This window comes from Ideonella dechloratans (genome assembly GCF_021049305.1).
Taxonomy (GTDB): domain Bacteria; phylum Pseudomonadota; class Gammaproteobacteria; order Burkholderiales; family Burkholderiaceae_C; genus Ideonella; species Ideonella dechloratans.
The window spans coordinates 2,810,196-2,835,967 of record NZ_CP088081.1 but is presented as its reverse complement, the minus strand read 5'-3'; the positions used below and the strand labels follow the sequence as shown (position 1 = coordinate 2,835,967).

Genomic DNA, 25,772 nt, shown 5'->3' with positions numbered 1-25,772 from the left:
CGTTCGTGTCGTACTTCTCGGCGAAAGGGCGCGGACCGGTCGGTCAGCGGATCACCTTGCCGATCACCTCGATCAGCTTGGCCGGATCGAAGGGCTTGACCAGCCAGCCGGTGGCGCCGGCGGCGCGGCCCGCCTGCTTCATCTGGTCGCTGGACTCGGTGGTCAGGATCAGGATCGGCGTGCTCTTGAACTTCGGGTTCTCACGCAGCTTCTTGGTCAGGCTGATGCCGTCCATGCGGGGCATGTTCTGGTCGGTCAGCACCAGGTTGAAGTCACGCTGGTTGGCCTTCTCCCAGGCGTCCTGGCCATCCACCGCTTCAACCACGTTGAAGCCGGCGTTCTTGAGGGTGAAGGCCACCATTTGGCGCATCGAGGGGGAATCGTCAACGGCGAGGATCGAGTGCATTGCAGTTCTCCGGGGGCTGTTCTGAATGGGGAGGTCTGGGTGCGAGGTGGATGTCAGAAGAGTTCGATGGAACCTGCATCCATCTCGTCCTGCGTCACGGGGTTGGGACGGCCGGGGCCGTCCTCGACGATGGTCGAACCGTCCTCGTCGTCATCGCCCATGGCATCACGGGCAATCCGGTCGGCACAGCTGCGCAGCCGCTTCTGCGTGTGCGCGATCAGCTGCGTGGCCATGTCATGGAACTGCAGGGCCGTGATGGCCCCGGCCAGGTCCTGCATGGCGGTGTGCAGTGCCCCGTGGTCGATGTCCGGCAGGGTCGACAGCAGGCGCAAGGTGTCATTGAGCTGCGCAGTGGCGGCATAGAAATGCGAGGACAGCGTCTCGCTGGCGTCATCCAGCAGGCGCTGAAGGCGTTCCAGGTCGTTGCTGGCCACCATCAGGTGGTCCTGCAAATCGGCCGCCGCTAGCAGGGGCAGGGGCATGCCACCAGAGGCAGCTGCTTGGGGTTCCGTCATTGGCATCGTGGCTCCAAGACACTCGTTTGTGTGTCCCAACCGCTGCGGGAGGCCGGCAAGCCGGCCTCCCGCAGACCAGCCGGGGAGTTGCAGATCATTTTTCGGCACGAACTCACCATTTATTGAACGAATCACGGCATGTTTCCGGGCGTATTTCTGGTCCTAGCAGGTCTTCGGGGGCGCGTCGCCCTGGGAGATACTTCACGCCATGGCTGCTGACGACCCACCTCGCCGCGTTCTGCGGGTGCTCCATCTGGAGGATTCCGAGCTCGACCACGAGCTGGCGCTGGCCTATCTGGCCCGCGGCGGCCTGAAGGTGGACGCGGTGCGGGTGGACACCGAGCGGGAGTTCCGCGAGGCCCTGTCCCAGCCCTGGGACCTGATCCTGTCGGATTTCAACGTGCCGGGCTTTTCCGGCCTGAAGGCGCTGGAGATCGTGCGCGAGCTCGGCGTGCCGGTGCCCTTCATCCTGGTGTCGGGCGAGATCGGCGAGGACGTGGCGGTGCAGGCCATGCGCGACGGCGCCAGCGACTACCTTCTGAAGGGCAACATGGCCCGCCTGGCCCCGGCGGCCGAGCACGCCATCGACGCCCACGAGGCCCTGAAGGCCCGGCAACGCGCCGACCGCGAGCTGGCCGAGTCCCGCCAGCGGGTCTCGGAGCTGGCGCAGCACCTGCAGACCAGTGTCGAGATGGAGCGCGCGGCCATCGCGCGCGAGATTCACGATGACGTGGGCGGATCGCTCAGCGCGGTCAAGTTCGACCTGGCCTGGATGGCGCGCCAGCCCGGCATCAGCCCCGAGCTGCGCCTGCGCATCGACAGCGCGATGGAGACCGTGACCCACGCACTGGAGGCCAGCCAGCGCATCATGCACAACCTGCGCCCGGCCATCCTGGAGCAGGGCCTGGTGGCGGCGCTGCAGTGGATGGCCAACCGCTTCGAGCGCCGCACCGGCGTGGCCTGCGTCTTTCGCACCAACCTGGACAACCAGGCGACGCTGCCGGCGGGGGTGCCCCTGGTGGCCTACCGGGCTGCGCAGGAAGCCCTGACCAACATCAACAAGCATGCCCAGGCCACCCGGGTCAGCATCGACCTGTCGCTGGCCGCGGGCGTGCTGTCGCTGGAAGTGAGCGACAACGGCAAGGGCCTGACCGAGGTCGATCTGGCCAAGGCGCGCAGCTTCGGCATCCGCGGCTTGCATGAGCGGGCCTCCACGGTGGGCGGCTGGGTGGACCTGTCCAGTAGCCGGGCCGGGACGACGCTGATACTCTCGATCCCTCTGGACGAGGGTGCTGCGGTGCAGGAGGAGGACGGTTCCGGTTCGGACCCGCTGGATGACGCCGCACACGACCCGTCCACCTGGGGAGAACCATGACCCGTGTGATCATTTGCGACGACCATGCCCTGATCCGGCGCGGCATCCGTGACACGCTGGCCGACGCTGCCGACATCGAGGTCGTCGGCGAGGCCGGCGACTACGGCGAGCTGCGCGGCCTGATGCGCCAGCACAGCTGCGATGTGCTGGTGCTGGACATCAACATGCCCGGCCGCAGCGGCCTGGACGTGCTGCATGTGCTCAAGGACGAGGGCAACCCGGTCAAGGTGCTGGTGGTCAGCATGTACCCGGAAGACCAGTACGCGCTGCGGGCCCTGAAGGCCGGGGCGCACGGCTATGTCAACAAGGGCGGCGACCCGGCGGTGCTGGTGCAGGCGGTGCGCACCGTGGCGCAGGGCCGCAAGTACATCACCCCCGAGATCGCCCAGTTGCTGGCCGAGAACATCGGCAAGGACCAGGAGACCGAGGCGCCGCACGAGAAGCTCTCCGACCGCGAGTTGCAGACCCTGGTGATGATCGCCAGCGGCAAGCGCCTGTCGGACATCGCCACCGAACTCACCCTCTCGCCCAAGACCGTCAGCGTCTACCGGGCCCGGGTGCTCGAGAAGCTGGCCCTGGCCAACAACTCCGAACTCACCGTCTACGCCATCCGCAACGGCCTCGTCGGCGAGTGAAGTCGGCACCCGGCACGGGGAGACCCGAGCCACCCTCCGAGAGGGTGCGTGGCCGCTTGGGAGCGGCCCGGCGCCGGCCACGCGCTCTTGCCTCCGAAGGAGGGCTGGGGCTCAGGCCCACGGCGCTTGGTAAAGCCACACCGGCTTGCCGGCCACGGTTTCCAGCCGGGCCACCGGCCTCAGCTCGGTGGCCTCGAATTCCAGGCTGACCAGCCAGGCGCCGGGTTTCAGTTCCCGGCGGGCCTTGGCCACCGCGCGCGGCATGCTCTCCGGGCGCTGGAACAGGTAGACCATCTGGTAGCCGGACCAATCCTCGGCCCAGATGTCGCCGCGGCGCACCTGGGCGAAGCGGCAGCGCAGGCGGCACAGGGTGGCCAGTGGCGCGCTCCATTCCAGGCCGGTCAGGCGTGCTTCAGGGTAGGCGCGGTGCAGGGCGCGCAGGCCGTGGCCCAGGCCGCAGCCGGCCTCCAGCACCCGGGCGCCGGCCGGCAGCGGGGCTGCGGCAGCCAGATCGGCGAGGGCCTGGGCAGGGGTGGGAAACAGCGGCGCGTCGCGCCAGCTGCGCAGCGGGTAGAGCAGCAGCAGCAGGGCCAGCGGGGCCAGCCAGGCCCAGGCCGGCAGACCGCCCTGCACCAGGGCCAGGAAGGACAGCGGGAAGCCCGCCAGCACGATGAGCCGTCGCCAGCGGTGGCTCAGCCGCCAGGCCGGCCAGGCGGTGACCAACGTCACCAGCACGAAGGCGATGGCGGTCGGCAGGCCGGCGCTGCGCAGGCCCAGCAGCAGGGCCCAGGCGGCCAGCCAGGTCAGAAGGGCGGGAAGGGGCCACACCATGCGGACCATTGTGGCCCGGTGCCAGGCCACCTCGGTGGTGGAGCAACGGGGTGTTCGCCCCGCAATCTCGGGTGCCAGCGGGTGTGGCCTCAGTCGTCGGTCTTGAGCCAGCCGAGGTTGGCCGGCTTGCGCTCACCGCCCTTGCGGGTGCGCAGCACCGACTGGAAACCCTGCTGGCCACCGGTCCACAGGGCGTTGAGCAGGCCGGTCACGTCCTCGCGGGTGAGGGCGTCCAGGTCGCGGCGGAACTGCTTGAGGGCCGAGGCCAGGATCTCGCGCGGCACGGCCTGGTGGGTGGCCAGCACCAGCAGCATGGCGCGGTGCAGGTCACTGCCCGCCAGCTCGCACAGCAGGCGGATGCGTTCCAGCGCCTCGGCGGGTCGGGGCGGCCGGTCCGGGACCAGCCAGTCCAGTTCGGGGGGCAGCGCCTCGGCCGGAGCGGTCTGGATCGATGGGGACTCCGTCATCGGGCACCTCGGTGGTGATCAGGATGTCGAAGCGCACAGGCCCGGCGGGCCCGTGCCGCCGCTCAGAAGCCCAGGCTGGCGAGGAGGTCGTCCACCTCGCCCTGGTTCGTGACCACGTCGGTGCGGCCTTCGGGGTTGACCACCGGGCCGTGCAGCACATTGGCGTCCACCTTCTCACGCTGTTCGGGCGGCACCACCTGCACCAGCAGCTTGACCAGGCTGTCTTCCAGGTCGTTGGCCAGGGTCACCACCTTGGTCACCACCTGGCCGGTCAGGTCGTGGAAGTCCTGGGCCATCATGATGTCGGTCAGGTGGCTGTCGATGCGGGAGGTCGAGTCCTCAACCTCCTTGACGAAGTTCAGCACCGCGCCGGAGGCCACGGCGCGCACGGGGTCGGACACCAGGGTCTGCGCCAGGGCGCGGGTGGACGCGATGATGTGGGCGTGCTCGGCCTTGGCCTGGTCCACCGAGTTCAGCACCTTGTTGGCGGCGTCGGCCGTCTTGGTGGCGATGTAGTTCAGGCGGCTGCGGGCATCGGGCAGGCCGTCGGCGGCGGTCTGCAGCTTGGGCATCACACCCAGCTGTTGCATGGTGTCGTGCAGCAGGCGGGTGATGCTGCCCAGCTGCTGGAACACCTCCGGCGACACGGTCAGCGGTTCGGTGGGGGTCAGGCTCGCCAGATCTTCCATTTTCATGACTGTCTCCCTCGTGGGCTGCGGGACAGGGGATCAGGCGGTGGCCGCCAGCTTCTGCATGATCTTCTGGACTTTTTCTTCCAGCGTGGCCTTGGTGAAGGGCTTGACGATGTAGCCGGCCGCGCCGCTCTGGGCCGCCAGCACGATGTCTTCCTTGCGGGCTTCGGCCGTGACCATCAGCACAGGCAGGTGCTTGAGGCTGTCATCGGCCTTGATGGCCTTGAGCAGGTCGAAGCCGTTCATGTTCGGCATGTTGATGTCGCTGACCACGAAGTCGAACTTGGTGCCCTTGAGCATGCTCAGTGCCACCTGGCCGTCCTCGGCCTCTTCGACGTTGTTGCAGCCCATTTCCTTGAGCAGACCTCGCACGATGCGGCGCATCGTGGAGAAGTCGTCAACGACAAGGAATTTGAGATCGGTGGGGTTGCTCATGTCAGTCCTCTTGCGGTCTTGAGAGCTTATCGGTCGATTGACGGCGGAGTTGAGGCCTTTGTGTCCTCGGCGGGGGAATCGGAGGCGGCGTTGTCCGGCTCGGGGGCGGTCTTGAAGACGCGGTCCTCGGCCTCGCGGTTCATCACGATGATCGAGATGCGGCGGTTGGACGGGTCGTGCGGGTCCTTGGGGTTGAAAAGCTGGCTGGAGGCCAGGCCCTGCACCCGCAGGATGCGGTTTTCCCCCAGGCCGCCGGCAATCAGCTCGCGCCGGGAGGCATTGGCCCGGTCGGCCGAGAGCTCCCAGTTGCTGTAGCCCAGTCCGTTGCCGGAGAAGGGCGTGGCGTCGGTGTGGCCTTCCAGCGTCAGCAGGTTGGGCACGCCGGCCAGCACCTCGCCGATGGACCTCAGCAGGTCGCGCATATAGGGTTTGACCACCGCGCTGCCGGAGTCGAACATGGGCCGGTTCTGCGCGTCCACGATCTGGATGCGCAGTCCGTCACGGGTCATGTCCATCTTGAGCTGCGAGCTCAGGGCCTTGAACTTCTCGCTGGCGGCGATGCGCTCCTGCAGGTTGTTCTGCAGCTCCATCAGCTTGGCCGCCTCGGCCCGGGCCTGCTCGGCCTTGAGGGCCTGCAGGTTGAAGGTGCGCTTGGGCGCTTCCACCGCGCCGTGCTTGACCTGGCCGGCGGTGCGGGTGAGGTCCTCGCCGCCACCCTTGATGACGGAAGACGAGTCGCCCGAGCCGGAGCCGCCGGACATCGCCACCTTCAGGGGGGAGTTGAAGTAGTCCTGCAGGCCCTTGCGGTCGCCCTCGGTGGTGGAGCCCAGCAGCCACATCAGCAGGAAGAAGGCCATCATGGCCGTCACGAAGTCGGCGTAGGCAATCTTCCAGGCGCCACCGTGGGCCCCGTGGCCGCCCTTCTTGATCCGCTTGACGATGATGGGCTGGAGCTTTTTCGCGTCACCGGCCATGGCCTGGTCCTCGACTTATTTCTTCTTCACGTGGCTTTCCAGCTCACCGAAGGTGGGGCGCTCGGTCGAGTACAGCACCTTGCGGCCGAATTCGATGGCGGTCTGCGGGGCGTAGCCCTGCATGGAGGCCAGCAGCGTGGTCTTGATGCACTGCAGCTCCTTGCCGTCCTCGTCGATCTTCTGTTCCAGCAGGCTGGCCAGCGGCTCGGCAAAGCCGTAGGCCAGGAAGATGCCCAGGAAGGTGCCGACCAGGGCCGAGCCGATCATGCCGCCCAGCACCGCCGGGGGCTGGCCCACCGACCCCATGGTGTTCACCACGCCCAGCACCGCGGCCACGATACCGAAGGCGGGCAGGGCGCCGGCCAGCCGCGCCAGGGCGGCCACCGGGGCGTGGGCCTCGTGGTGGTGGGTCTCGAGTTCGGTGTCCATCAGGGACTCAATCTCGTGGGCGTTCAGGTTGCCCGAGACCATCATCCGCAGGTAGTCGGTGATGAACTCGGTGACGTGGTGGTCGCTGCCCACGATGGGGAACTTCTGGAACAGCGGTGAGCTGTGCGGATCCTCCACGTCCTTTTCGATGGACATCAGGCCCTCCTTGCGGGCCTTCTGCAGGATCTCGTAGAGCAGGGCCAGCAGTTCCATGGCGCGGGCCTTGGAGTACTTGCTGCCCTTGAAGCAGGCGCCCAGACCCTTCATGGTGGACTTGACCACCTTCATCTGGTTGGTGGCCAGGAAGGCGCCCAGGGCCGCGCCGAAGATGGTGATCATCTCGAAGGGCAGGGCGTGCAGGATCACCTCGATGTTGCCGCCGTGCGCGATGAACACGCCGAAGACGCATGCGAGTGCTAAAAGCCAGCCGACGATGACGAACATGGTGTGGCGGTCCGGGTTGGTGTGGGAGGCGCCTGTGCGCGCCTTTCACCTCATATCGGAGAGAGCATCGCCGGCTTGAGGTTTTTGGAAAGCCGGAAAAGCGGGGTCAAGAGCTGCGCCGTTCCACCAAGAAAAAAGCGGGCCCCAGGGGGCCCGCCACAAGGCACATGAATGCTGTGCCAGGAGGAGGAAGCTGCATGAAAACTGCTTCTGACCCTTTATCGTCCCGAGCGGGACGAACTTGAGCCAGACGCGAAGGGATCCGGGAGGAATCAGTGGGCGTCGGCGGCGCAGGTCTCGCGCTCGGCGGCGCTGGGCATCTGCAGGGCACCGGCCTGGCGGCCCTTGCCGGCGCGGGCCGGCGGGTTGCACAGACCGCACACATAGTGGCGGGCGATCTCGTGCGGGTGGGTGACGAAGTGGCCGCCGCAGTGGGTGCACTTGGTCATGGTCAGCATGCCGTTGTCCACGAACTTGACCAGGCGCCAGGCGCGGGTCACCGACAGCAGGGGTTCCAGGCCCTGGGCGGCGGTCTGCTCCAGGTACAGCTGATAGGCCTTGATCACCGCGTCGATGTCCTCCATTTCGGAGGTCTTGTTCAGGTACTCGTGGATGTTCAGGAACAGGCTGGCATGGATGTTGGGTTGCCAGGTCATGAACCAGTCGGTGGAGAACGGGAGCTGGCCCTTGGACGGGCTCTTGCCCGACACTTCCTTGTACAGGCGCAGCAGGCGCTCGTACGACAGATCGGTTTCCGACTCCAGCACCTGCAGGCGGGCGCCCAGGTGGATCAGGGTGACGGCACGTTCGATCTGCTTGGCTTCGGTGAGGATGCTCTTGGTGCGGGCCATGGTGTGTTCTCCGTCCTGGTCTTTATGGGTATGGGCTGCGGCCTGGGATCAGGCGGCTTCCTGGTGGCGGCCGGCCATCAGGATGGACGCGTGCAGGCGGCTGACGCTGTCGTTGGCGGAGGACTTGCCGTGGTTGGTCAGCAGGCCCCAGACCAGGTCGTCGTCCATGCGAAAGCGGCACAGCAGCGTGTTGCTGGTGGCGATCTTCATCATCTGGGCCGGGGTCAGGGCGTTGATCAGGTTGGCGGTCTCTTCAGAGACGCCCAGGCGGAACAGAGCCTGTTCGCGATCGGCGCGGATCAGGCTTTGCGCCAGCATCAGGTAGGACAGGTTGGCTTCGCGGATTTCGGCGAGGATCTGGGTCGTTTCCATGTTGCGGCTCCTGGTGGGTGTGTTGCGCGTTTGTTTCGCGTTGGAATGAACTGTAAGGAGACGAACTGGACGGCAACATCGGGTCACTTCCAGAACTGGAGTCCCGGTTTTTCCGCCCCGCGTGTCAGACAAATTCCTACAAGCGCTGTCTCCCTGGCCGCCGTGTCGACCCTGGACCCTGCCATGGCCCCATGGTGTGCCCCCTATCAGGGTGACTTTTGTGCACCATTTCACGGCATGGCTTGTCCGCAGGTTTTCTAGACTGCCCCCAGCCGGAGTCCGTCCCGATCGCCAATCGCCGAAGGGGCCCCGGATCACTCACTCAGGGCCTGCTGACATGACATTCGGACTTCCCGCGGATCACACCCTCCTGTTCTTTGCGCCCTTCAAGAACCGCAGTGGCTACGGCATGGGCGGGCGGGCGCTGGCGGCAGCCTGGCACGCCGCGGGGCTGCGTGTGCGCCTGGTGTCGGTGAATGCCGAGGAGCCGGGCATCGACGACTTCGACCTCGACCTGTTGACCCAGCTGGAGTCGACGCCTTTGTCCGGGCAGGTGATCGCTCTGTTCTATCACGTGCCCAGCCAGTCCTGGCTCGACATCAAGCTGCCGCCGGGCTCTCTGAGGGTGATGCTGACCACCTTCGATGGTGCCCTGCAAGGCGCGCTGCCCCCGGCCGAATGGGTGCGCGTGTGCAATCACATGGATCTGGTGTGCGTGGCGGCCAACGAGATGTCCGCCTGGCGTGACGCGGGTCTGCAGGCTGACAAGCTGAGGCCGCTGGTGGTGCCGCACATCTGGTTCAACAACCCGAAGCTGCCGCCCGTCCAGCCGATGCACGACGACGGTGCCTTGCGTTTCGTGACCGTGGCGATGTTCCAGCCGCGGCGCCGTTGGGACACCCTGTTCGAGGCCTTTCTGCAGGAGTTCGCCGACGAGCCGAAGGCCGAACTGCATGTCAAGGTCAATTACCCGTCCTGGCACCCCGTGCCCGGCCAGCCGCAGCGCGATCTGCAGGCCATCCTCGCGCGCGCCTGCGAAGCCCATCCTTCCCAGGCCCGCATCTTCATCGACGATGCGCTGGGCACGCGGCTGGACATCTGCCGCCTGATCGACCGCAGCCACTACTACGTTTCGACCGACACGGCCGTGACGGCGCCGGTCGGCGAAGCCCTGATCCGGGGAAAGCGCATCATCGTCGCCCACTCGGTCGGCTCCACGCTGCTGGGCATGGACGCGGCCCTGATCACCATTGACGAGGATCCTCGGCACAGCCAGCCGATCACACCCGAGATCCTGGCCTATCAGCCGCACCACAAGGAAGCCAGCATGCCGTTGCTGCATGTGGCCGACGTGCGTGCGGCCCTGCGCCGGGCGCGCCAGGAGCGGGCGCAGTCTCTGCAGCCCTGGGCCGGCTGGGCGGACTGGCTGGCCGTGGTCTCCTCCACGGCCCACGTGCCGTCGTTCTTCGAGGCCATTGCGCAGGCGGCCGCTGCCAAGGCCGCAGACCGGCGCATTCCGGTGCGTTGGGAGGGATCGCAATTCGTTTATCACAGCCTGGCCCTGGTCAACCGTCAGCTCTGCCTGGGCCTGCTGGCCTCGGGCGAGGTCAATCTCGGCATCCGGCCTTTCGAGCCCGACCAGTTCGACCCGGCCAAGTCCATGCCGACGGCGCAGCCCCTGGTCGCCTGCGTGGGCAAGCCGCTGGAGTCCACCGCGGTGCATGTGCGGCACCAATGGCCGCCCAACTTCACGCCGCCTCCTGAAGGCATGTGGGTGATGATCCAGCCCTGGGAGTTCGGCGGCATCCCGCAGGACTGGGTGGCGCCCATGCGCGACCAGGTCGACGAGATCTGGGTGCCCAGCCAGTGGGTGCGGGACTGCTATGTGGCCAGCGGGGTCCCCGCTGACAAGCTGCAGGTCATCCCGAATGGCGTCGATCTTGCGCGCTTCTCACCCGGTGACAGCCGCTATCCGCTCAAAACCCGCAAGAAATTCAAGATCCTCTTTGTCGGCGGCACGATTCACCGCAAGGGTATCGATGTGGTGCTGGAGGCCTATCTGCACACCTTCAAATCCCATGAGGATGTCTGCCTGTTGATCAAGGGGCAGCCAGGCACGGTCTATCAGGGCAGCGATTTGCATGGTTTCCTGGAAAATGTCCGAACCCGCTTCCCCGATGCGCCGGAAATCGAATACATCACCGACGCTCTGACCGAAGACGAGGTGATTGCGCTGTATCGCTCCTGCAACGTGCTGGCGCTGCCGTATCGGGGCGAGGGCTTCGGACTTCCGATTGCCGAGGCCATGGCGTGCGGCCTGCCCGTCATCGTCACCCGTGAAGGCGCGGCGGCGGACTTCGTGCGGGAGGAGTTCGCCTTTCTGATCCCCAGCGAGCGCAGCCCGACCCAAGTGGACCGCTTCAAGCCTTCCGCCCCCGGTTTCTGGCTGCAGGAGCCGGATCTGAAGGCCGTATCCCGGGCCATGCGCGCTGCTTACACGGACCGCGCTGCGCTGCGCGACATGGGCCGGCGGGCCCGGGCATTTGCCGAGGCTCACCTGAGCTGGCAGGTGGCCAGCGACCTGGTGCTGTCACGCCTGCGCGTGTTGTCCACCCAAACTCCCCGCCGTTTCAAGCCGAGAAAACAGGCATTCCTCTGCGATGTGGACTGGACCACGCTGGAATGGGTGGAGATTCTGATCGCCTATGCCAGCGAGTTTGCGCCTGGAGATCCGGTGACGCTTGCATTTGCGCTGACGCCCTCGAATACCGGCGGCATGAATGCCCAGCAGATCATCGGACTGATTGCCGAAGCCCTCTCCATGACAGGGAAAAGCGAGTATGCCGACATCATGTTGATCGAGTCGGTCGAAGATACAATGGATTTGTTTAAGACACATGATGTCCAGTGGGTCGACAACACGTCTGGGTCTGCGCTGGGGCTGGATGGCGAACTGGGTCAACGGCTCGGCAAGGCGCGGCTGTTGTACCAGGCGGCGGTGCGCGGTTCGTGAAGCATCATGCAGGTGACACAGGCCAAGTGCTGAACGGCCCTGCTGGTCACCCTAACCAAGGCTGAAATGATCCACGCTGCTGCCCAGACCGACCCCGGACACCGCTCGCCGTCCTGGCTCCCTCACGGCGGAGGTCGGCATTGAAGGCCGTCATCCTGGCCGGCGGAGCGGGCACCCGGCTGTCGGAGGAAACCTCCGTCCGACCCAAACCCATGGTCGAAATCGGTGGGCTGCCCATTCTGTGGCACATCTTGAAGGTCTATTCATCCTTCGGCGTCAACGACTTCATCATCTGCTGCGGCTACAAGGGCTACGTCATCAAGGAGTATTTCTCCAACTACTTCCTGCACATGTCGGATGTGACCTTCGACATGAGCAACGGCAGCATGCAGGTTCATGACCACAAGGCCGAGCCTTGGAAGGTCACCCTGGTCAACACAGGGGAAAACACGCTCACCGGGGGCCGCCTGCGCCGCGTGCGGCCCTTCCTGGGCGATGAAGATTTCTGTTTCACCTATGGCGACGGTTTGGCGGACCTCGATATTGGCGCCCTGATCCGCTTTCACCAGGCGCACGGCCGGGAAGCCACGATGACCGCGGTCAGGCCGCCTGGGCGTTTCGGTTCGGTGGAATTGCTCGGCGACGCGGTCAACCGCTTTGTCGAGAAGCCGCTGGGCGACGGTGGCTGGATCAACGGCGGCTTTTTCGTGCTCAAGCCGCGCGTCATCGACCTCATCGCGCACGACATGGTCACCTGGGAATCCACGCCGCTGGAGACCCTGGCTGCCGCGGACCAGTTGCGGGCCTTCAAGCACGATGGCTTCTGGCAGCCGATGGACACCTTGCGCGACAAACACCAACTGGAGTCGCTGTGGTCCAGCGGCCAGGCCCCGTGGAAATTCTGGAAATGAGCCCCGCCGCAGCGGCCGTGCCGAATGCCGCGTTCTGGGCGTCGCGCCGTGTGCTGGTCACCGGCCACACCGGCTTCAAGGGCAGCTGGCTGAGCTGGATGCTCCATGCGCTGGGCGCGGAGGTTCACGGCCTTGCCCTGGCGCCCGAGCCCGACAGCCTGTTTGACATGGCCGAGGTGGCCTCCATCCTGGCCTCCGATCTGCGGGTGGACATCCGCCAGCCCGAACGGCTGGCGCAGGCCGTGGCCGACTGCCGGCCCCAGGTGGTGCTGCATCTGGCGGCACAGGCCCTGGTGCGCGTGGGCTACGAGGATCCACTGGGGACCTACGACACCAATGTCCAGGGCACCGCCAACCTGCTTCAAGCCTGCCGTGATCGGGCCGACCTGCAGGCCGTGCTGGTGGTGACCACCGACAAGGTCTACCGCGACGAGCGCCAGCCCTGGCCCTACCGCGAAACCGATCCGCTGGGAGGGCATGACCCCTACAGCAACTCCAAGGCCTGTGCCGAACTGGTGGTGCAGGCCTTTCGTGGCAGTTACTTCAGTGGCGACGCCAGACCGCGTCTGGTCACGGCCCGGGCCGGCAACGTGATCGGCGGCGGGGACCGTTGTCGCGATCGGCTGCTGCCCGATTTGTTCAGGGCACTGCGGGCGGGGCGGCCGCTGGCGCTGCGCCATCCCCAAGCCACCCGTCCCTGGCAGCATGTGCTGGACGCCCTGTCGGGCTATCTGGTGCTGGCCGAAGCCATGGCGGGGGGGCGTGCCGGCCTGGCCCCGGCCTACAACTTCGGCCCGTCCGTGGACGAGATCTGGTCGGTCGCAGACGTGGCCCGTCGGGCCTGTCACCAGTGGGGTGGCGGGGATGTGGTGGCCTTGGCCACCCCGGACGGCCCGAAAGAGTCCCTGCATCTGCGCCTGGACGCCAGCCTGGCCCGCCAGTCGCTGGGCTGGCAGCCGCGGCTGGATACCCGCCAGGCGATTGCCTGGACGGTGGATTGGGAGCGCCAGCTGTTTGCCGGGCAACCGGCCCATGCGCTGATGCAAGCGCAGATCCGGGCGCACCTGGGCCCGGGGCGCTGATTCGATGAGGCAGACATCCAAGGAGGCCATGCGTGGCGAATGAAGAGGCCCTGCAGCTGCGTCAGCGGATCGCTGAACTGGTCGACCAGTACGCGGCGCTGACCTTGGGCCAGCCCCGGCCTTTCGAGCCGGGGGTGAGCGTGGTGCCGCCTTCGGGCAAGTTGCTGGATGCGGCGGAGCTGCGCCTGATGGTCGAGGCCAGCCTGGACGGCTGGTTGACCACCGGCCGCTTCAATGCGGCCTTCGAGTCCGGCTTGGCCCAGTTCCTGGGCGTGCCCCACGTGCTGACGGTCAACAGCGGGTCCTCCGCCAACCTGGTGGCCTTTCACACGCTGACCTCGCCTCGCCTGGGCGAGCGGGCCATCCGGCCGGGCGATGAAGTGATCAGCGTGGCGGCGGGATTCCCGACCACGGTCAATCCGATCCTGCAGTTCGGGGCCGTGCCAGTCTTCGTCGATGTCGACATTCCGACCTACAACGTCGATGCCAGCCTGATCGAGGCGGCCATCGGGCCGCGCACCAAGGCCATCATGCTGGCGCACACGCTGGGCAATCCCTTCAACCTGGACGTGGTCACCGACCTGTGCCGCCGCCATGGCTTGTGGCTGGTCGAGGACTGCTGCGATGCCCTGGGATCGACCTACCGAGGACAGAAGGTCGGCACTTTTGGCGACATCGGCACCCTGAGTTTCTACCCCGCCCATCACATCACGATGGGCGAAGGCGGGGCGGTGTTCACCCGACACGACGAACTGCGCCGCATCGCCGAGAGCTTCCGTGACTGGGGCCGCGACTGCTACTGCGCGCCCGGCAAGGACAACACCTGCGGTCGCCGCTTCTGCCAGCAACTGGGCCAGCTGCCGGCGGGCTATGACCACAAATACACTTACAGTCACCTCGGCTACAACCTGAAGATCACCGACATGCAGGCTGCCTGTGGCCTGGCCCAGCTCGGCAAGCTCGAAGCTTTCATCGCCGCGCGGCGCCGGCATTTCACCTTCCTGCACGAGCGTCTGCGCAGTTGCGAGGAATTCCTCATCCTGCCGCAGGCCACCGCCGGTGCGGAGCCGTCCTGGTTCGGCTTTCCCATCACCCTGCGCGAAGAGGCACCGGTCTCTCGCCTGGACCTGCTGACCTACCTGGACCAGCAGCGCGTCGGCACCCGGCTGCTGTTCGCCGGCAACCTCACCCGGCAGCCCTATATGCAGGGTCGCAACTACCGTGTCAGCGGCACGCTGGCGCGCTCCGACACGGTGATGTCCAAGACCTTCTGGATCGGCGTGCAGCCTGCACTGACCGAGCCCATGCTCGAGCATGCCGCCGCCAGCATCGAGCAGTACCTGGGCGTGCGCTTCGACTGAGCGCGCAGGCCCGCAGGAGCCCTTCATGAAACACCTCATCCCGCCTCGCCTGGTCACCTTCGAGATGGCCAACAACCACATGGGCGATCTCGACCATGGCCTGCGCATCATCCGCGAGTTCGCCGCGGTCAGCCGGGAGTTCCCCGAGTTCAGCTTCGCGATGAAGCTGCAATACCGCGACCTGGACAGCTTCATCCACCCGGCCATGCGTGGCCGCGAAGACGTCAAGTACATCAAGCGCTTCAGCGAGACGCGCCTGAGCCGGGCCCAGTTCGACAGCCTGGTGGAGGAGACACGCCGCCAGGGCCTGCTGACCATGTCCACGCCCTTCGATGAGGCCTCGGTGGATGTCATCGAGGCGCAGGGCCTGGACATCATCAAGGTGGCCAGCTGTTCCTTCGGCGACTGGCCGCTGATCGAGCGCATCGTCCGCACGGACCGGCCGATCATCGCCTCCACCGCCGGCGCCTCGGTGGCCACGCTGGACAACATGGTCAGCTTCCTGCGGCACCGAGACAAGGCCTTTGCCCTGCTGCACTGCGTGGCCGAGTATCCGGCGCCCGATGAGCACATGCAGCTCAGCCAGATCGACTTCCTGCGCCAGCGCTATCCCGGCCTGCGCGTGGGCTTTTCCACCCACGAACACCCGGACCACGCCGACCTGGTGGCGATGGCGGTCGCCAAGGGGGCCGACATCTTCGAGAAGCACGTGGCGGTGGGCACGCCCGAGTACCCGGTCAATGGCTATTCGGCCACACCCGAACAGGTGCGCCGCTGGCTGGCCTCGGCGCGGCGCGCCTTTGCCATCTGCGGCAGTCCCAGCGAGCGCGCGCCCGTCAACACGGCCGAACAGGACAGCCTGCGCAGCCTGCGCCGCGGTGTCTTCGTGCGCCGGCCGATCGACGCCGGCCAGACCCTGGAGAATGCGGACGTCTACTTCGCCTTTCCTCCCGAGCCGGGCCAGATCACGGCCAACGAGTGGAGCAAGTACAGCCGCTTCGTGGCCCGCGAGCCCATCGCCGCCGATGGCGCCGTGACCTTGGCCAACACCGAACAGAGCGACCGGCGTGCCAGGATCCTCGACATCGCCTGCCGGGTGCGCGAGCTGCTGCAGCACAGCCGCATCACCGTGCCGGGGGGCGTTGACCTGGAGATTTCCCACCACTATGGCCTGGAGCGTTTTGACGAGGTGGGTTTGACCATGTTCACTGTGGTCAACCGCGGCTACTGCAAAAAGCTGCTGGTGAGCCTGCCGGGACAACTGCATCCGGAGCAGTTGCACCGCCGGAAGGAGGAGACTTTCCACATTCTTTTCGGCGAAATCGAGATCAGCCTGGACGGTAAATTGCAGCGGTGCAAAGAGGGGGAGGTGATCAACATCGAGCCCGGTGTGCGGCATGCGTTCTCCACACGCACCGGCGCCGTGATCGAGGAAATCTCTTCCACCCACTTTGCCGACGATTCGTTCTACACCGACGAAGCCATCAACCTCAACCGGGATCGCAAGACCCGTCTAATGTACTGGCTCAACTGACGTTCCACGCATGACCCAACGCCTGGCCGATTGGCTGATGTCCCGGCTGGCCGATGAAGGCATCGGCCATGTCTTCGTGCTCCCCGGTGGGGGGGCCATGCACCTCAACGACGCGCTGGCCTGCCAGCCACGCCTGCAGGCCGTGGCTTGCCAGCACGAACAGGCCTGCGGCATCGCCGCCGAGGCCTATGGACGCACCGGCCGCCCGGGGGCTCCGACCTTCGGCGTGGCCATGGTGACCACGGGGCCCGGGGCCACCAACATCGTCACGCCGGTGGCGGGCGCCTGGATCGACTCGGTGCCCATGCTGGTCATTTCCGGCCAGGCCAAGCGGGCCGACCGCCTGCGTGGCCGGCCGCTGCGCCAGACGGGCGTGCAGGAGGTGGACATCGTGCCCCTGGTGCGGCCGATCACCAAGTTCGCCGCCGTGGTGGAAGAGCCCGCCGACATCCGTGCCCTGCTGGAGGAGGCCCTGCACCACATGCGCAGCGGCCGCCCCGGGCCGGTCTGGCTGGACGTTCCGCTGGACGTGCAGGCGGCGCCGGTCGATGCGGCGGCCCTGCGTCCCTGGCAGGCCCCGGTCCGCCCGGCACCGTCCACGGTCGACTTCGCCGCGCTGGCCCGTCAGCTGCGCCAGGCACAGCGCCCGCTGCTGCTGGCGGGGCATGGCGTGCGCCTGTCCGGTGCGGCCGACGCCCTGCAGGCCCTGGCGCATGAGGCCGGCCTGCCATGCGTCTTCACCTGGAATGCCCTGGACCTGCTGCCCCACGAGGACCCGCTGAACATTGGCCGCCCCGGCGTGGTGGCCACGCGCGCCGCCAACTTCGCGGTGCAGAACTGCGACCTGCTGATCTGTGTCGGCGCCCGGCTCGATCCCGTGGTCACGGCCTACAACCGGGCGGAGTTCGGGCGCCATGCCCAGAAGATCGTGGTCGACATCGATGCCCACGAACTCGATGACAAGACCGATCTTCCCGAGGCCACCCGGCTGGCCCTCGATGCCGGAGACTTCCTGCAAGGTCTGCGCGGCGCACTGGGGCCGGCGCCGCTGGCGGTCGACGCCTGGCGGGCGCGCTGCCTGCGCTGGAAGCTCGACCATCCGCTGCATCCCCAGGGCAGCTTCGCGGATGCCGGGCCGATCAGCCACGCGCATTTTGTCGATGCCCTGTCCGAAGCCACGCCGGCCGACACCCTGGTGGCCACCGGCAGTTCGGGCCTGGCGGTCGAATTCCTCTATGCGGGTTTTCGCAACAAGCCGGGCCAGCGTCTGTTCCTGACCTCCGGGCTGGGATCCATGGGCTATGGCCTGCCGGCGGCCATCGGGGCCTGCCTGGGGCAGGGGCGGTCACCGATGATCGCGGTCGAGTCCGACGGCAGCCTGCAGCTCAATGTGCAGGAACTGGCCACACTGGCCACGCAGGCGCTGCCGATCTGCCTGTTCGTCATGAACAACGGGGGCTATGCCTCCATCCGCAACACCCAGCGCAACTACTTCCAGGGCCGCTATCTGGCCAGCGGTCCGGACAGCGGGCTGCGCCTGCCCGATCTGGCGGCGCTGGCCCGCACCTACGGCCTGCCCTGCGTGACCATTGCCGACAGCCACGCCCTGGCCGCGGCCTTGAGCGGCGCGATGGCCTTGCCGCGCCCCTGTCTGGTCGACGTGCAGTTGGTGCCGGACGAGACGCTGCAGCCCAAGTGCGCGGCCATTCCGCTGGCCGAAGGCGGCATGGTGTCGATGCCGCTGGAAGACATGTCGCCGCTGCTGAGCCTGGAGGCCTTGGAGGCGGAGATGCTCACGCCGCTGTCGCCCCGTTCGCGACAGGCCCGGGGGGGCCCGTGCTGAGCTGCCGCTGGTGCGGCGGCAGCCTGGGGACGCAGCCCATGCTGACCCTGCAGGGCATGCCCTCGGGCGCGCAAAGCCTGCCGCAGCAGCATGAGCTGGCGAACGATGCCGGCACCGACCTGCGCATCCACGGCTGCGAGGATTGCGGCCTCGTGCAGACGGTCGGTGCACCGGTGTCGTATTACCGCGATGTGATCCGCGCCAATGCCTTCTCGCCGGCCATGAAGGCCTTCCGCGAGACGCAGCTGGCCGAGTGGGTGGGCCGCCACGGCCTGCAAGGCCGCCCGGTGCTGGAGGTGGGCTGCGGGCGTGGTGAGTACCTGGATCTGCTGCGCCAGGCCGGCGCCCGACCCTGGGGGACCGAGCACGGTGCCCAGGCCGCGCAGACCGCGCGGGCCGGCGGCCACGAGGTGCTGACCCTGTACCCTGGCGACGCCGAGCTGCCGGCTGACCTGTGCTTTGACGCCTGGGCCAGCTTCAATTTCATGGAGCACTGGCCGCAGCCGCGTGCGGTGCTGCGCGCGGTGCGCCAGCGCCTGGCGGCGGGCGCCGTGGGCCTGGTCGAGGTGCCCAATTTCGACATGATCCTGCGCCGCCAGGTGGTCAGCGAGTTCATCGCCGACCATGTGTTCTATTTCACCGAGGCCACGCTGCGGCGCTGCCTGGAGATGGCGGGCTTCGAGGTCACACAGGTTCGCACGATCTGGCACGACTACATCCTGTCGGCCGAGCTGCGGCCACGTGCCGTGCCCGCCCTGGACGACTTCGACCGCTCGCTGGAGGGGCTGCGCCTGGCCCTGCATGCCTTTGTCGACCGTCACCAGGCCGGCGGGGTGGCCGTCTGGGGGGCGGGGCACCAGGCGCTGGCCCTGCTGTCGCTGGCCGAGCTGGGGCCGCGCCTGCGCTATGTGGTCGACTCGGCCCCGTTCAAGCAGGGCCGCTACACCCCGGTCAGCCACCTGCCGATCCGCGCGCCCGAGGCTTTGCGGCAGTCACCGGTGGCCGCTGTCATCGTCATGGCGGCGGGCTATTCCGACGAGGTGGTGGCCCAGATCCGGCGCACCCACGGTGCCGAGCTGGCGCTGGCCATCCTGCGCGAAGACGCGCTGGAGCTGGCATGAACCAGAACACCGCCCCCTCGCTGGAACAGGCCCTGGACGTCATCGAGCGGCAGTGCCCGGATGCCCGCGCCGGTCTGCCCGAGCCGCTGTTCCTGGCCGTCAGCCGGTTGACGCCCCTGGTCAACGTCGACCTGCTGGTGGGCGACGGGGCGGGGCGCACGCTGATGACCTGGCGCGAAGACCGCTTCTATGGCCCGGGCTGGCATGTGCCGGGGGGCATCGTGCGCTTCAAGGAATCCTGGGCCACGCGCATCGCGGCCGTGGCCGCCGCCGAGCTGGGCGCCCAGGTCGAGGCCGACGCGACCCCGCTGGCGGTCTTCGAGCTGACCGCGCCTGAGCGCGACCTGCGCGGACACTTCATCACCCTGGCGTTCCGCTGCCGGCTGCGAACGCCGGCGGATCCGGCACGCCAGGCACCTGCCGGCGGACGTCCCGCGGCAGGCCAGTGGGCATGGTTCGACGAACTGCCGCCCGATACCATTCGCCAACACGGCATTTACCGCCCGCTGTTCAGCAGCGGCGCCGACACCGGAAGGAAGCCTTGATCATGGAAACCGAACTGCTCGTCAAGTCGCTGTCCGCCGAGGAACTGGCCAAGCGCAACGGCCTGGCTGCGCGCAAGCCCTATGTGGCGGCCAAGCTGGCCCGCATCGCCGAGATGGAGGAGCGCGGCGAGATCAGCCCCATCATCCGCCTGGAGAAGAGCTACCTGTGCAACTTCCAGTGCACCCACTGCTCGGCCGAGTACTACATGGATCGCCACCTGGAGAAGGTGATCAAGATCCATGACGAGCGCGAGAAGATGGACCTGGAGGACGTGCGCCGCATCTCGCGCGAGGCCGATGCCCTGGGCCTGGCGCGCTTCGTCATCACCGGCGGCGAGCCCCTGGTGATGAAGGACTTCGACGCGGTGGTCGAGGCCATCGATCCCGAGCGCCACTACATCATCACCGACACCAACGGCTGGTTCCTGGATGGCGCGCGCGCGCGCCACCTCAAGTCTATCGGGGTCGAGAAGGTGCAGCTGTCGCTGGACAGCATGGTCGAGACCGACCACGACAACTTCCGCAACAAGAAGGGCTCGTACAAGCGGGTCATGCGTGCGGTGGACGCCAGCCTGGAGGCCGGGCTGAACCTCATCCTGTCGACCGTGCTGGTCAAGGGCCGTGCGCGCACCGCCGAGTTCGAGGAAATGTGCCGCTTCGCCACCGATCGCGGCATCGGCCTGTATGTCTCCTATGCCAAGCCCACCGGCTCGTGCAGCGAGCACCCCGAGTTCGTGATCGAGAAGGAAGACGCCGACATCGTGCGCGAGCTCGAGCGCAAGTACAAGGTGTTCACCCACATGACGCCCTCCTACGGCTCGTTCAAGGGCTGCATCACCACCAAGGGCATCATCACCATCACCTCGACGATGGAGATCACGCCCTGCCCGTACATCGACATGTCGATCGGCAACCTGCGCCAGACGCCGCTCAAGGAGATCCTGGCGCGTGGCATGGCCAACCCGTGGATGGGCCCCTACCGGCCCGACTGCATCATCGGCGAGGACCCGCAGTTCATCGCCCTGCATGCGGCCAAGACGGCCGGCGCCAAGCTGCTGCCGCTGCCCTACGGCCAGGGCTTCAGCGACCAGGACCGGCTCGATGATGCCTTGCCCGAGCCGGTCTACCAGGGCCACTTCGACACCCATGGCCGTTGCGACCCGCGCGGCCTGAAGGCGCCGGTGCATCTGAAGTGCCGGCGTTATTTCCAGATCGAGGCGCCCACCTCCACGCTGGCGCAGATGCACGAGCGCCTGGTGCGCCACCTGCCCGGGGCCTGCCCGTCGCTGGACGAGTTCAGCCGCGCCGTGCAGGGCCTGCGCGAACGCATCGCGGCCGATCCGGCCCTGGCCGGGGCGCTCAACGGTCCGGTGGTGCCCTTCATCTTGCCGCAGTCCCTGATCTCCGACGAGGGTTCCGCGCTGGAGGAGTTCTACCTGCCGCGCGTGGCCCAGGCCTTCACCGAAGCCCACCCCGGCAAGGTCTTCAAGGACCACCACACCCAGCCTTTGAGCGGCCATCTGCGCACCCGTGCGGGCAGCCGCCACGAGCAGCTACTGCAACGCCTGCAGGCGGGGCCGGTGATCGGCCTGTACCTGCCCGCGCTGCGCGAGTACTCGGTGCCCGCGGCGGTCGAGCGTCTGGCCGGCCTGCCGGCCGACTGGCTGCTGGCCGGTGGCCTGGACACCGCGGCGGCCCTGATCGCCGAACCCGGCCTGCTGCTGCGCGAGCAGGGCTACACGCCGCTGCTGTGGACGGCGGCCCTGGAGGGCCAGGCCGGCGAGGGGCACTGCTTCGAGGCCTATGGCTACGACATGAGCTTCAACCGCCGCAAGCACTTCGACGCCTGCGCCGAGACTTCGACCTGCGCCCTGGTGGTGCTGGCCTGAGTCCGGCCCACAGGCATGAACCTGGCGCAAGCGCAGATCCTGCAGGCTGAGACGCAACGTCTGGCGGCCTGCCAGCCGCTGGACTGGGCTCATCTGCAGGGGGGCCGTCTGCTGCTGACGGGCTGCACCGGCCCCTTCGGCTGGTGGCTGCTGCAGCGCCTGGCCCATGCGCAGGCACACGAGGGCTTGCAGCTGCGCGGTGTGGCGCTGCTGACGCGGCGGGCAGCGGCGGCGCAGGCCTGGCTGTCCCTGTTGCCGCCCCTGGCCGGCCTGGAGGTCATCGAAGGCGATGTCACCCAGATCGACCGGCGCGACATCGCCTTCACCCACCTGGTCCACGGCGCCACCACCTCGGCCCACGAGACCTTTGGGGGGGCCAGCGCGATCAGCAAGTTCGACACCCTGGTGGATGGCACGCGGGCCGTGGTCCGGCTGTGCCGCCGTGCCCGTCCGCAGGCCGTGCTGTTCCTGGGCTCCGGGGTGGTCTATGGGCCCCGGCCCGGGCCGGTGGAGGAGACGGACCACCACGCGCCGGACACCCTGGACCCGGGGTCAGGCCTGGCACAGGCCAAGCGGGCGGCCGAGTTCATCCTCGGCTGTGCGGCCCAGGAGCTGGGCTTCTCGCTGACCATCGCGCGCTGCTTCGCCTTCGCCGGCCCCGGGATTCCGCTCGATGTGCATTACGCGCTGGGCAACTTCGTGCAGCAGGCCCTGCAGGCGCCGGCCCTGGTGGTGCAGGGGGACGGCCGACCCTTGCGCTCCTTCCTGCACCTGGGCGACCTGGCCATCTGGCTGTGGCGCATGCTGGCTGCCGCCCCCGGCACGCCGGCCCGGGTCTTCAACGTGGGGTCGGATGCCGCGCTGAGCATCGGCGAGCTGGCCCAACTGGTGGCGGCCGAGCTGAGCCCGCACAAGCCCGTGCAGGTGCTTGGGCAACTCAGCGACCGGGCCAAGAACATCGACCGATCGGTCTATCTTCCCAACATTGCCAAGGCGCGGCGCGAACTCGGGCTGGACGCCTGGACCTCGCTGCCGACCTCGATTCGCCTGATGGGGCGGTATCTGCAAGCCTGCGGGCCTCACACTGGAGACAAGCCATGACGACACATGAGCAAGCGCTGGACCTGGCGCCCGGCGGCGGCCTGGGGCCGGCACCGAACGTGCTGCTGATCGTGCCACCCAACATCACCTTCGAGGCCTTTGCCGCGCCGGGCAAGAACAGCAAGTCATGGCGCCACGCCAATGGCCACGACTACGGCGTCCTGATCACCGATGTCCCCTTGGGGGTGTTGACGATCAGCGCCTACCTCAAGCGCGAGTTCGGCTGTGCGGTGAAGGTGATCGACTTCAACACCGAGATCCACAAGACCTGGAACCACCCCGACAGCCTCGACTTCGCGCCCTGGTTCACCGAGGTGCTGGCGCGTGTGCAGGCCGAGGGCTTCACACCCGATCTGGTGGGCTTTTCCTCGCTGTTCATCACGGGCTACGAGAACGTGCTGATGCTGGCGCGCCTGGCCCGGCAGACCTTTCCCTCGGCGTTCGTGATCGGTGGCGGCAACGTGGCGACCACCATGTACCGGGAGATCTTCGAGGACGCGCCGGAGGCTTTCGATGCCCTGTGCTACGGCGAGGGGGAGCTGCCGCTGAAGGAACTGCTCAGCGCCGCCGATCCGCGGCGCTACTGCGAGGCCTCCAACCACTGGGTGACACGTGGCAACCTCCAGTCCAGCGGCATCTACACCCATCACTTCATCGACCGCCTGGACGATGTGCCCTACCTGGACTACGACTGCATCGACCTGCAGGACTACCACTACAGCCCGACGATCAAGGCCTACACCAACATCGCCGACAAGACCAACTACATCACCTACATGGGCAGCCGGGGCTGTCCGTTCCTGTGCACCTTCTGCGCCGCGCATGCGGTGCACGGCCGCAAGGTGCGGGCCTTCAGCGTCGAGCGCATCGAGGCCGAACTGACGGCGCTCAAGACCCGTCTGGGTGCCAGCACCCTGGTCATCGAGGACGACATGTTCCTCTGGGATGTGGACTGGGCCAAGGCGGTTCTGAGGATCGCCCAGCGTCTGGACCTGAACTGCTTCTTCCCCAACGCGCTGGCGCTGTATGCGCTGGACTGGGACATGCTCGTCGAGCTGCACAAGACGGGCGTGCGGCAACTGACCCTGGCGGTGGAATCGGGCAGTGCACGGGTGCTCAAGGAGCTGATGCGCAAGCCGCTCAAGCTGTCGATCACCGAGCGGGTGGTCACCGACTGCCGCAAGCTGGGCATCTACACCGACTGCAACATCATCATCGGCATGCCGGGCGAGACGCGCGAGGACATCGAGGACACGCGCCGCTTCCTGCGCAACCTGGGCGCCAGCTGGTACCGCATCAACGTGGCGACACCCTTGTCTGGCAGCGAGATGTACCTGGACGCGCGGGCCAAGGGCCAGATCAAGGGCGACATCCGCCTGGCGGGCTACAAGAAGTGCGTGGTCGAGACCGAGCACTTCACGCCGCAGGAAATCGAGAACATCGCCTACGACATCAACCTCGAATCCAACTTCCTGAACAACATCGACGTGCGGCTGGGCCACTTCCAGCATGCCATCGAGATCTTCTCGAACGTGCTGCTGCTGCGCGACGACCATGCGCTGGCCATGTACATGATCGCCTACTGCCTGCAGCGGCTGGGCCAGCAGGCCCAGGCGCAGCAAAGGCTGGACGAACTGGCCCGTGGCCTGGAGCGTTCGTCCTTCTGGACCGGTTTCTTTGCCGACAAGGGCCTGTGGGCAGACGGCCAGGTGTCGTTCGCCTATCTCGAGCAGCTGCCTGCGGCCGCCCAGCTCACGCCGGCATGATCTGGAAGGGCAGGCGGGGCTGCTTGGTGGCCTGGTAGAGCGCCTGCATGGCGCGCCTGGATTCGCTGCTCTCGCGGCGCATGGCGTCCTCGATCAGCGCCAGCCGCCGGCTCAACTCCTGGCGCTGGGCCTCGTCGGCCATCAGCTCGCGCAGCCGGTGCAGGCGCTCGAGCTTGCCCTGCCGATCCAGCAGGCAGTCGCCCGGAACCAGCAGGTCCTCGGCGAGCACATTGGTCATCAGGTCGGCCAGGGATTTGTTCACATAGCGCAGGAAGTGCGGGCTCAAGGAGCGGGGCGGCAGACCCAGGTGCTCGACGAAGTCGTCCACCAGGTAGAAGAAGCGGTCGCGCACGTTCTCGGAGGAACGCCGTGTCGGCCGATCCTCCTGGCCGGGCGGCAGCTGGGGCTGCTCGTCGATGATGCGATCGTCGACGAACACCGCGACCTGGTCGCGGAAGTGCCTCAGCACCATCGTGGCATGGTGGAAGGCCGAGACGCGGCTGTCGGTCAGCCGCTCGGCGCTTTGCGGGTCTTCGCCGGCCAGGAGCTCCCTGCGCGGCAAGGTGGGTTCGGTCCGCGGATCGTGGTCGTCCAGGGATTCGCCGGCAAAGCGGGCGAAGTCCGACATGGCCGCAAAGAACAGCGGGCCGCACATGACCAACTGGGACATCCAGCCGAGCATCTCGTGGAAGCCGTGGGCCTGGCAGAGGTCGATCAGCTGGCCGGCGTAGTGTTGCCCGGAGCCCGTCGAGCGCTTGGCCTGTGGAAACATCAGCAGGCGCGGTTGCTCGGCCGACCGTGCCAGCGCCACCACGCGGTGCAGAGCGCGGGGGTCCAGGATGACATCGTCATCGCCATGCAGCCAGACCCAGTCACTGTCGCGCGGCACCGCCCCGGCCAGGCGCACCCAGTTGGAGCGGATGTCCTTCTTGAAGCGCATCTCCCAGAATGGCGTATTGTAGATGTGCAGGGCGATGCCAGGCAACTGCAGGGCATCCAGGTAGTCGCGCGTGCCATCCCGGGAGGCAATGTTGGACAGGGCCAGGTGGAGTTCCAGGCCGGGAGGGATCTCCAGCGCACGCACGGCCGCGATGGCCTGCTGCAGCTGCGGCAGGCGATTGAAGGTGGGGATGGCGATGGTCAGCTTCATGCGGACGGCGCGATGCGCCCTCGGAGTGTG

At 67.2% G+C, this 25,772-nt stretch carries 24 protein-coding genes; 13 read left to right on the top strand and 11 right to left on the bottom strand.

Annotated elements, in window-relative coordinates; genetic code table 11:
• Nucleotides 1-43: 43 nt before the first annotated feature.
• Both LRM40_RS13225 and LRM40_RS13220 read right to left on the bottom strand, forming a co-directional pair.
• Nucleotides 44-406 (bottom strand): response regulator, encoded by a 363-nt coding sequence (locus LRM40_RS13225; protein WP_151125256.1) that lies wholly within the window; start codon nt 404-406, stop codon nt 44-46.
• Nucleotides 407-459: 53 nt separating this feature from the next.
• Entirely contained in the window at nt 460-888 is a 429-nt protein-coding gene (locus tag LRM40_RS13220; RefSeq protein ID WP_231067545.1) for a hypothetical protein, read from the bottom strand.
• 241 nt (nt 889-1,129) lie between these two features.
• On the opposite strand from LRM40_RS13220, the gene LRM40_RS13215 reads away from it, so the two are divergent.
• Nucleotides 1,130-2,296: a hybrid sensor histidine kinase/response regulator gene (locus tag LRM40_RS13215; RefSeq protein ID WP_151125254.1), complete on the top strand. Its 1,167-nt coding sequence runs from the start codon at nt 1,130-1,132 to the stop codon at nt 2,294-2,296.
• A complete protein-coding gene (locus LRM40_RS13210) occupies nt 2,293-2,931 on the top strand; it encodes a response regulator (RefSeq protein ID WP_151125253.1) in 639 nt (212 codons plus the stop codon). Before LRM40_RS13215 ends, LRM40_RS13210 begins: the two co-directional genes overlap by 4 nt.
• A 111-nt stretch (nt 2,932-3,042) precedes the next feature.
• Here LRM40_RS13210 and LRM40_RS13205 read toward each other — a convergent pair whose 3' ends face one another.
• The 8 genes from LRM40_RS13205 to flhD form a co-directional block, all read right to left on the bottom strand.
• Nucleotides 3,043-3,762 (bottom strand): class I SAM-dependent methyltransferase, encoded by a 720-nt coding sequence (locus tag LRM40_RS13205; protein WP_374432121.1) that lies wholly within the window; start codon nt 3,760-3,762, stop codon nt 3,043-3,045.
• Nucleotides 3,763-3,851: 89 nt separating this feature from the next.
• A complete protein-coding gene (locus LRM40_RS13200; protein ID WP_151125251.1) occupies nt 3,852-4,229 on the bottom strand; it encodes a hypothetical protein in 378 nt (125 codons plus the stop codon).
• A gap of 62 nt (nt 4,230-4,291) precedes the next feature.
• Nucleotides 4,292-4,924 (bottom strand): protein phosphatase CheZ, encoded by a 633-nt coding sequence (locus tag LRM40_RS13195; protein ID WP_151125250.1) that lies wholly within the window; start codon nt 4,922-4,924, stop codon nt 4,292-4,294.
• 33 nt (nt 4,925-4,957) lie between these two features.
• Nucleotides 4,958-5,356 carry a chemotaxis response regulator CheY gene (cheY, locus tag LRM40_RS13190; RefSeq protein ID WP_151125249.1) on the bottom strand — a complete coding sequence of 133 codons (399 nt, stop codon included), beginning with the start codon at nt 5,354-5,356 and terminating at the stop codon, nt 4,958-4,960.
• Between the two features lie 26 nt (nt 5,357-5,382).
• A complete protein-coding gene (gene motB, locus LRM40_RS13185) occupies nt 5,383-6,330 on the bottom strand; it encodes a flagellar motor protein MotB (RefSeq protein ID WP_151125248.1) in 948 nt (315 codons plus the stop codon).
• Between the two features lie 15 nt (nt 6,331-6,345).
• Nucleotides 6,346-7,203 (bottom strand): flagellar motor stator protein MotA, encoded by an 858-nt coding sequence (gene motA, locus LRM40_RS13180; RefSeq protein ID WP_151125247.1) that lies wholly within the window; start codon nt 7,201-7,203, stop codon nt 6,346-6,348.
• Between the two features lie 272 nt (nt 7,204-7,475).
• Nucleotides 7,476-8,054, bottom strand: a complete 579-nt coding sequence (flhC, locus tag LRM40_RS13175; RefSeq protein ID WP_151125246.1) for a flagellar transcriptional regulator FlhC — start codon at nt 8,052-8,054, stop codon at nt 7,476-7,478.
• 48 nt (nt 8,055-8,102) lie between these two features.
• Nucleotides 8,103-8,426, bottom strand: coding sequence for a flagellar transcriptional regulator FlhD (gene flhD / locus LRM40_RS13170; RefSeq protein ID WP_151125245.1), 324 nt, complete (start codon nt 8,424-8,426; stop codon nt 8,103-8,105).
• A 337-nt stretch (nt 8,427-8,763) separates the two neighbouring features.
• Here flhD and LRM40_RS13165 point away from each other — a divergent pair, with 337 nt between their 5' ends.
• The 11 genes from LRM40_RS13165 (at nt 8,764) to LRM40_RS13115 (ending at nt 24,592) form a co-directional block, all read left to right on the top strand.
• On the top strand, nt 8,764-11,439 hold the full coding sequence (locus LRM40_RS13165) for a glycosyltransferase family 4 protein (RefSeq protein WP_151125244.1): 2,676 nt from the start codon (nt 8,764-8,766) through the stop codon (nt 11,437-11,439).
• A 140-nt stretch (nt 11,440-11,579) separates the two neighbouring features.
• Nucleotides 11,580-12,350: a glucose-1-phosphate cytidylyltransferase gene (gene rfbF, locus LRM40_RS13160; RefSeq protein ID WP_022982839.1), complete on the top strand. Its 771-nt coding sequence runs from the start codon at nt 11,580-11,582 to the stop codon at nt 12,348-12,350.
• On the top strand, nt 12,347-13,432 hold the full coding sequence (gene rfbG, locus LRM40_RS13155) for a CDP-glucose 4,6-dehydratase (protein WP_170288934.1): 1,086 nt from the start codon (nt 12,347-12,349) through the stop codon (nt 13,430-13,432). The genes rfbF and rfbG overlap by 4 nt, the downstream gene beginning before the upstream one ends.
• A 32-nt stretch (nt 13,433-13,464) precedes the next feature.
• Nucleotides 13,465-14,793, top strand: coding sequence for a lipopolysaccharide biosynthesis protein RfbH (rfbH, locus tag LRM40_RS13150; protein WP_151125243.1), 1,329 nt, complete (start codon nt 13,465-13,467; stop codon nt 14,791-14,793).
• 25 nt (nt 14,794-14,818) lie between these two features.
• A complete protein-coding gene (locus LRM40_RS13145; RefSeq protein ID WP_211373037.1) occupies nt 14,819-16,327 on the top strand; it encodes an N-acetylneuraminate synthase family protein in 1,509 nt (502 codons plus the stop codon).
• Nucleotides 16,328-16,337: 10 nt separating this feature from the next.
• Entirely contained in the window at nt 16,338-18,170 is a 1,833-nt protein-coding gene (locus tag LRM40_RS13140) for a thiamine pyrophosphate-binding protein (RefSeq protein WP_151125242.1), read from the top strand.
• 38 nt (nt 18,171-18,208) lie between these two features.
• A complete protein-coding gene (locus LRM40_RS13135) occupies nt 18,209-19,291 on the top strand; it encodes a class I SAM-dependent methyltransferase (protein WP_211373036.1) in 1,083 nt (360 codons plus the stop codon).
• A complete protein-coding gene (locus tag LRM40_RS13130; protein WP_211373035.1) occupies nt 19,288-19,836 on the top strand; it encodes an NUDIX hydrolase in 549 nt (182 codons plus the stop codon). Before LRM40_RS13135 ends, LRM40_RS13130 begins: the two co-directional genes overlap by 4 nt.
• A gap of 2 nt (nt 19,837-19,838) precedes the next feature.
• Nucleotides 19,839-21,725, top strand: a complete 1,887-nt coding sequence (locus LRM40_RS13125; protein ID WP_211373034.1) for a radical SAM/SPASM domain-containing protein — start codon at nt 19,839-19,841, stop codon at nt 21,723-21,725.
• Between the two features lie 15 nt (nt 21,726-21,740).
• Nucleotides 21,741-22,826: an NAD-dependent epimerase/dehydratase family protein gene (locus LRM40_RS13120; RefSeq protein ID WP_151125241.1), complete on the top strand. Its 1,086-nt coding sequence runs from the start codon at nt 21,741-21,743 to the stop codon at nt 22,824-22,826.
• On the top strand, nt 22,823-24,592 hold the full coding sequence (locus LRM40_RS13115) for a B12-binding domain-containing radical SAM protein (RefSeq protein WP_151125240.1): 1,770 nt from the start codon (nt 22,823-22,825) through the stop codon (nt 24,590-24,592). Before LRM40_RS13120 ends, LRM40_RS13115 begins: the two co-directional genes overlap by 4 nt.
• Here the strand turns inward: LRM40_RS13115 and LRM40_RS13110 are convergent.
• Nucleotides 24,579-25,742, bottom strand: coding sequence for a glycosyltransferase family 2 protein (locus LRM40_RS13110; protein ID WP_151125239.1), 1,164 nt, complete (start codon nt 25,740-25,742; stop codon nt 24,579-24,581). The two genes, LRM40_RS13115 and LRM40_RS13110, sit on opposite strands and share 14 nt — an antisense overlap.
• Nucleotides 25,743-25,772 lie beyond the last annotated feature (30 nt).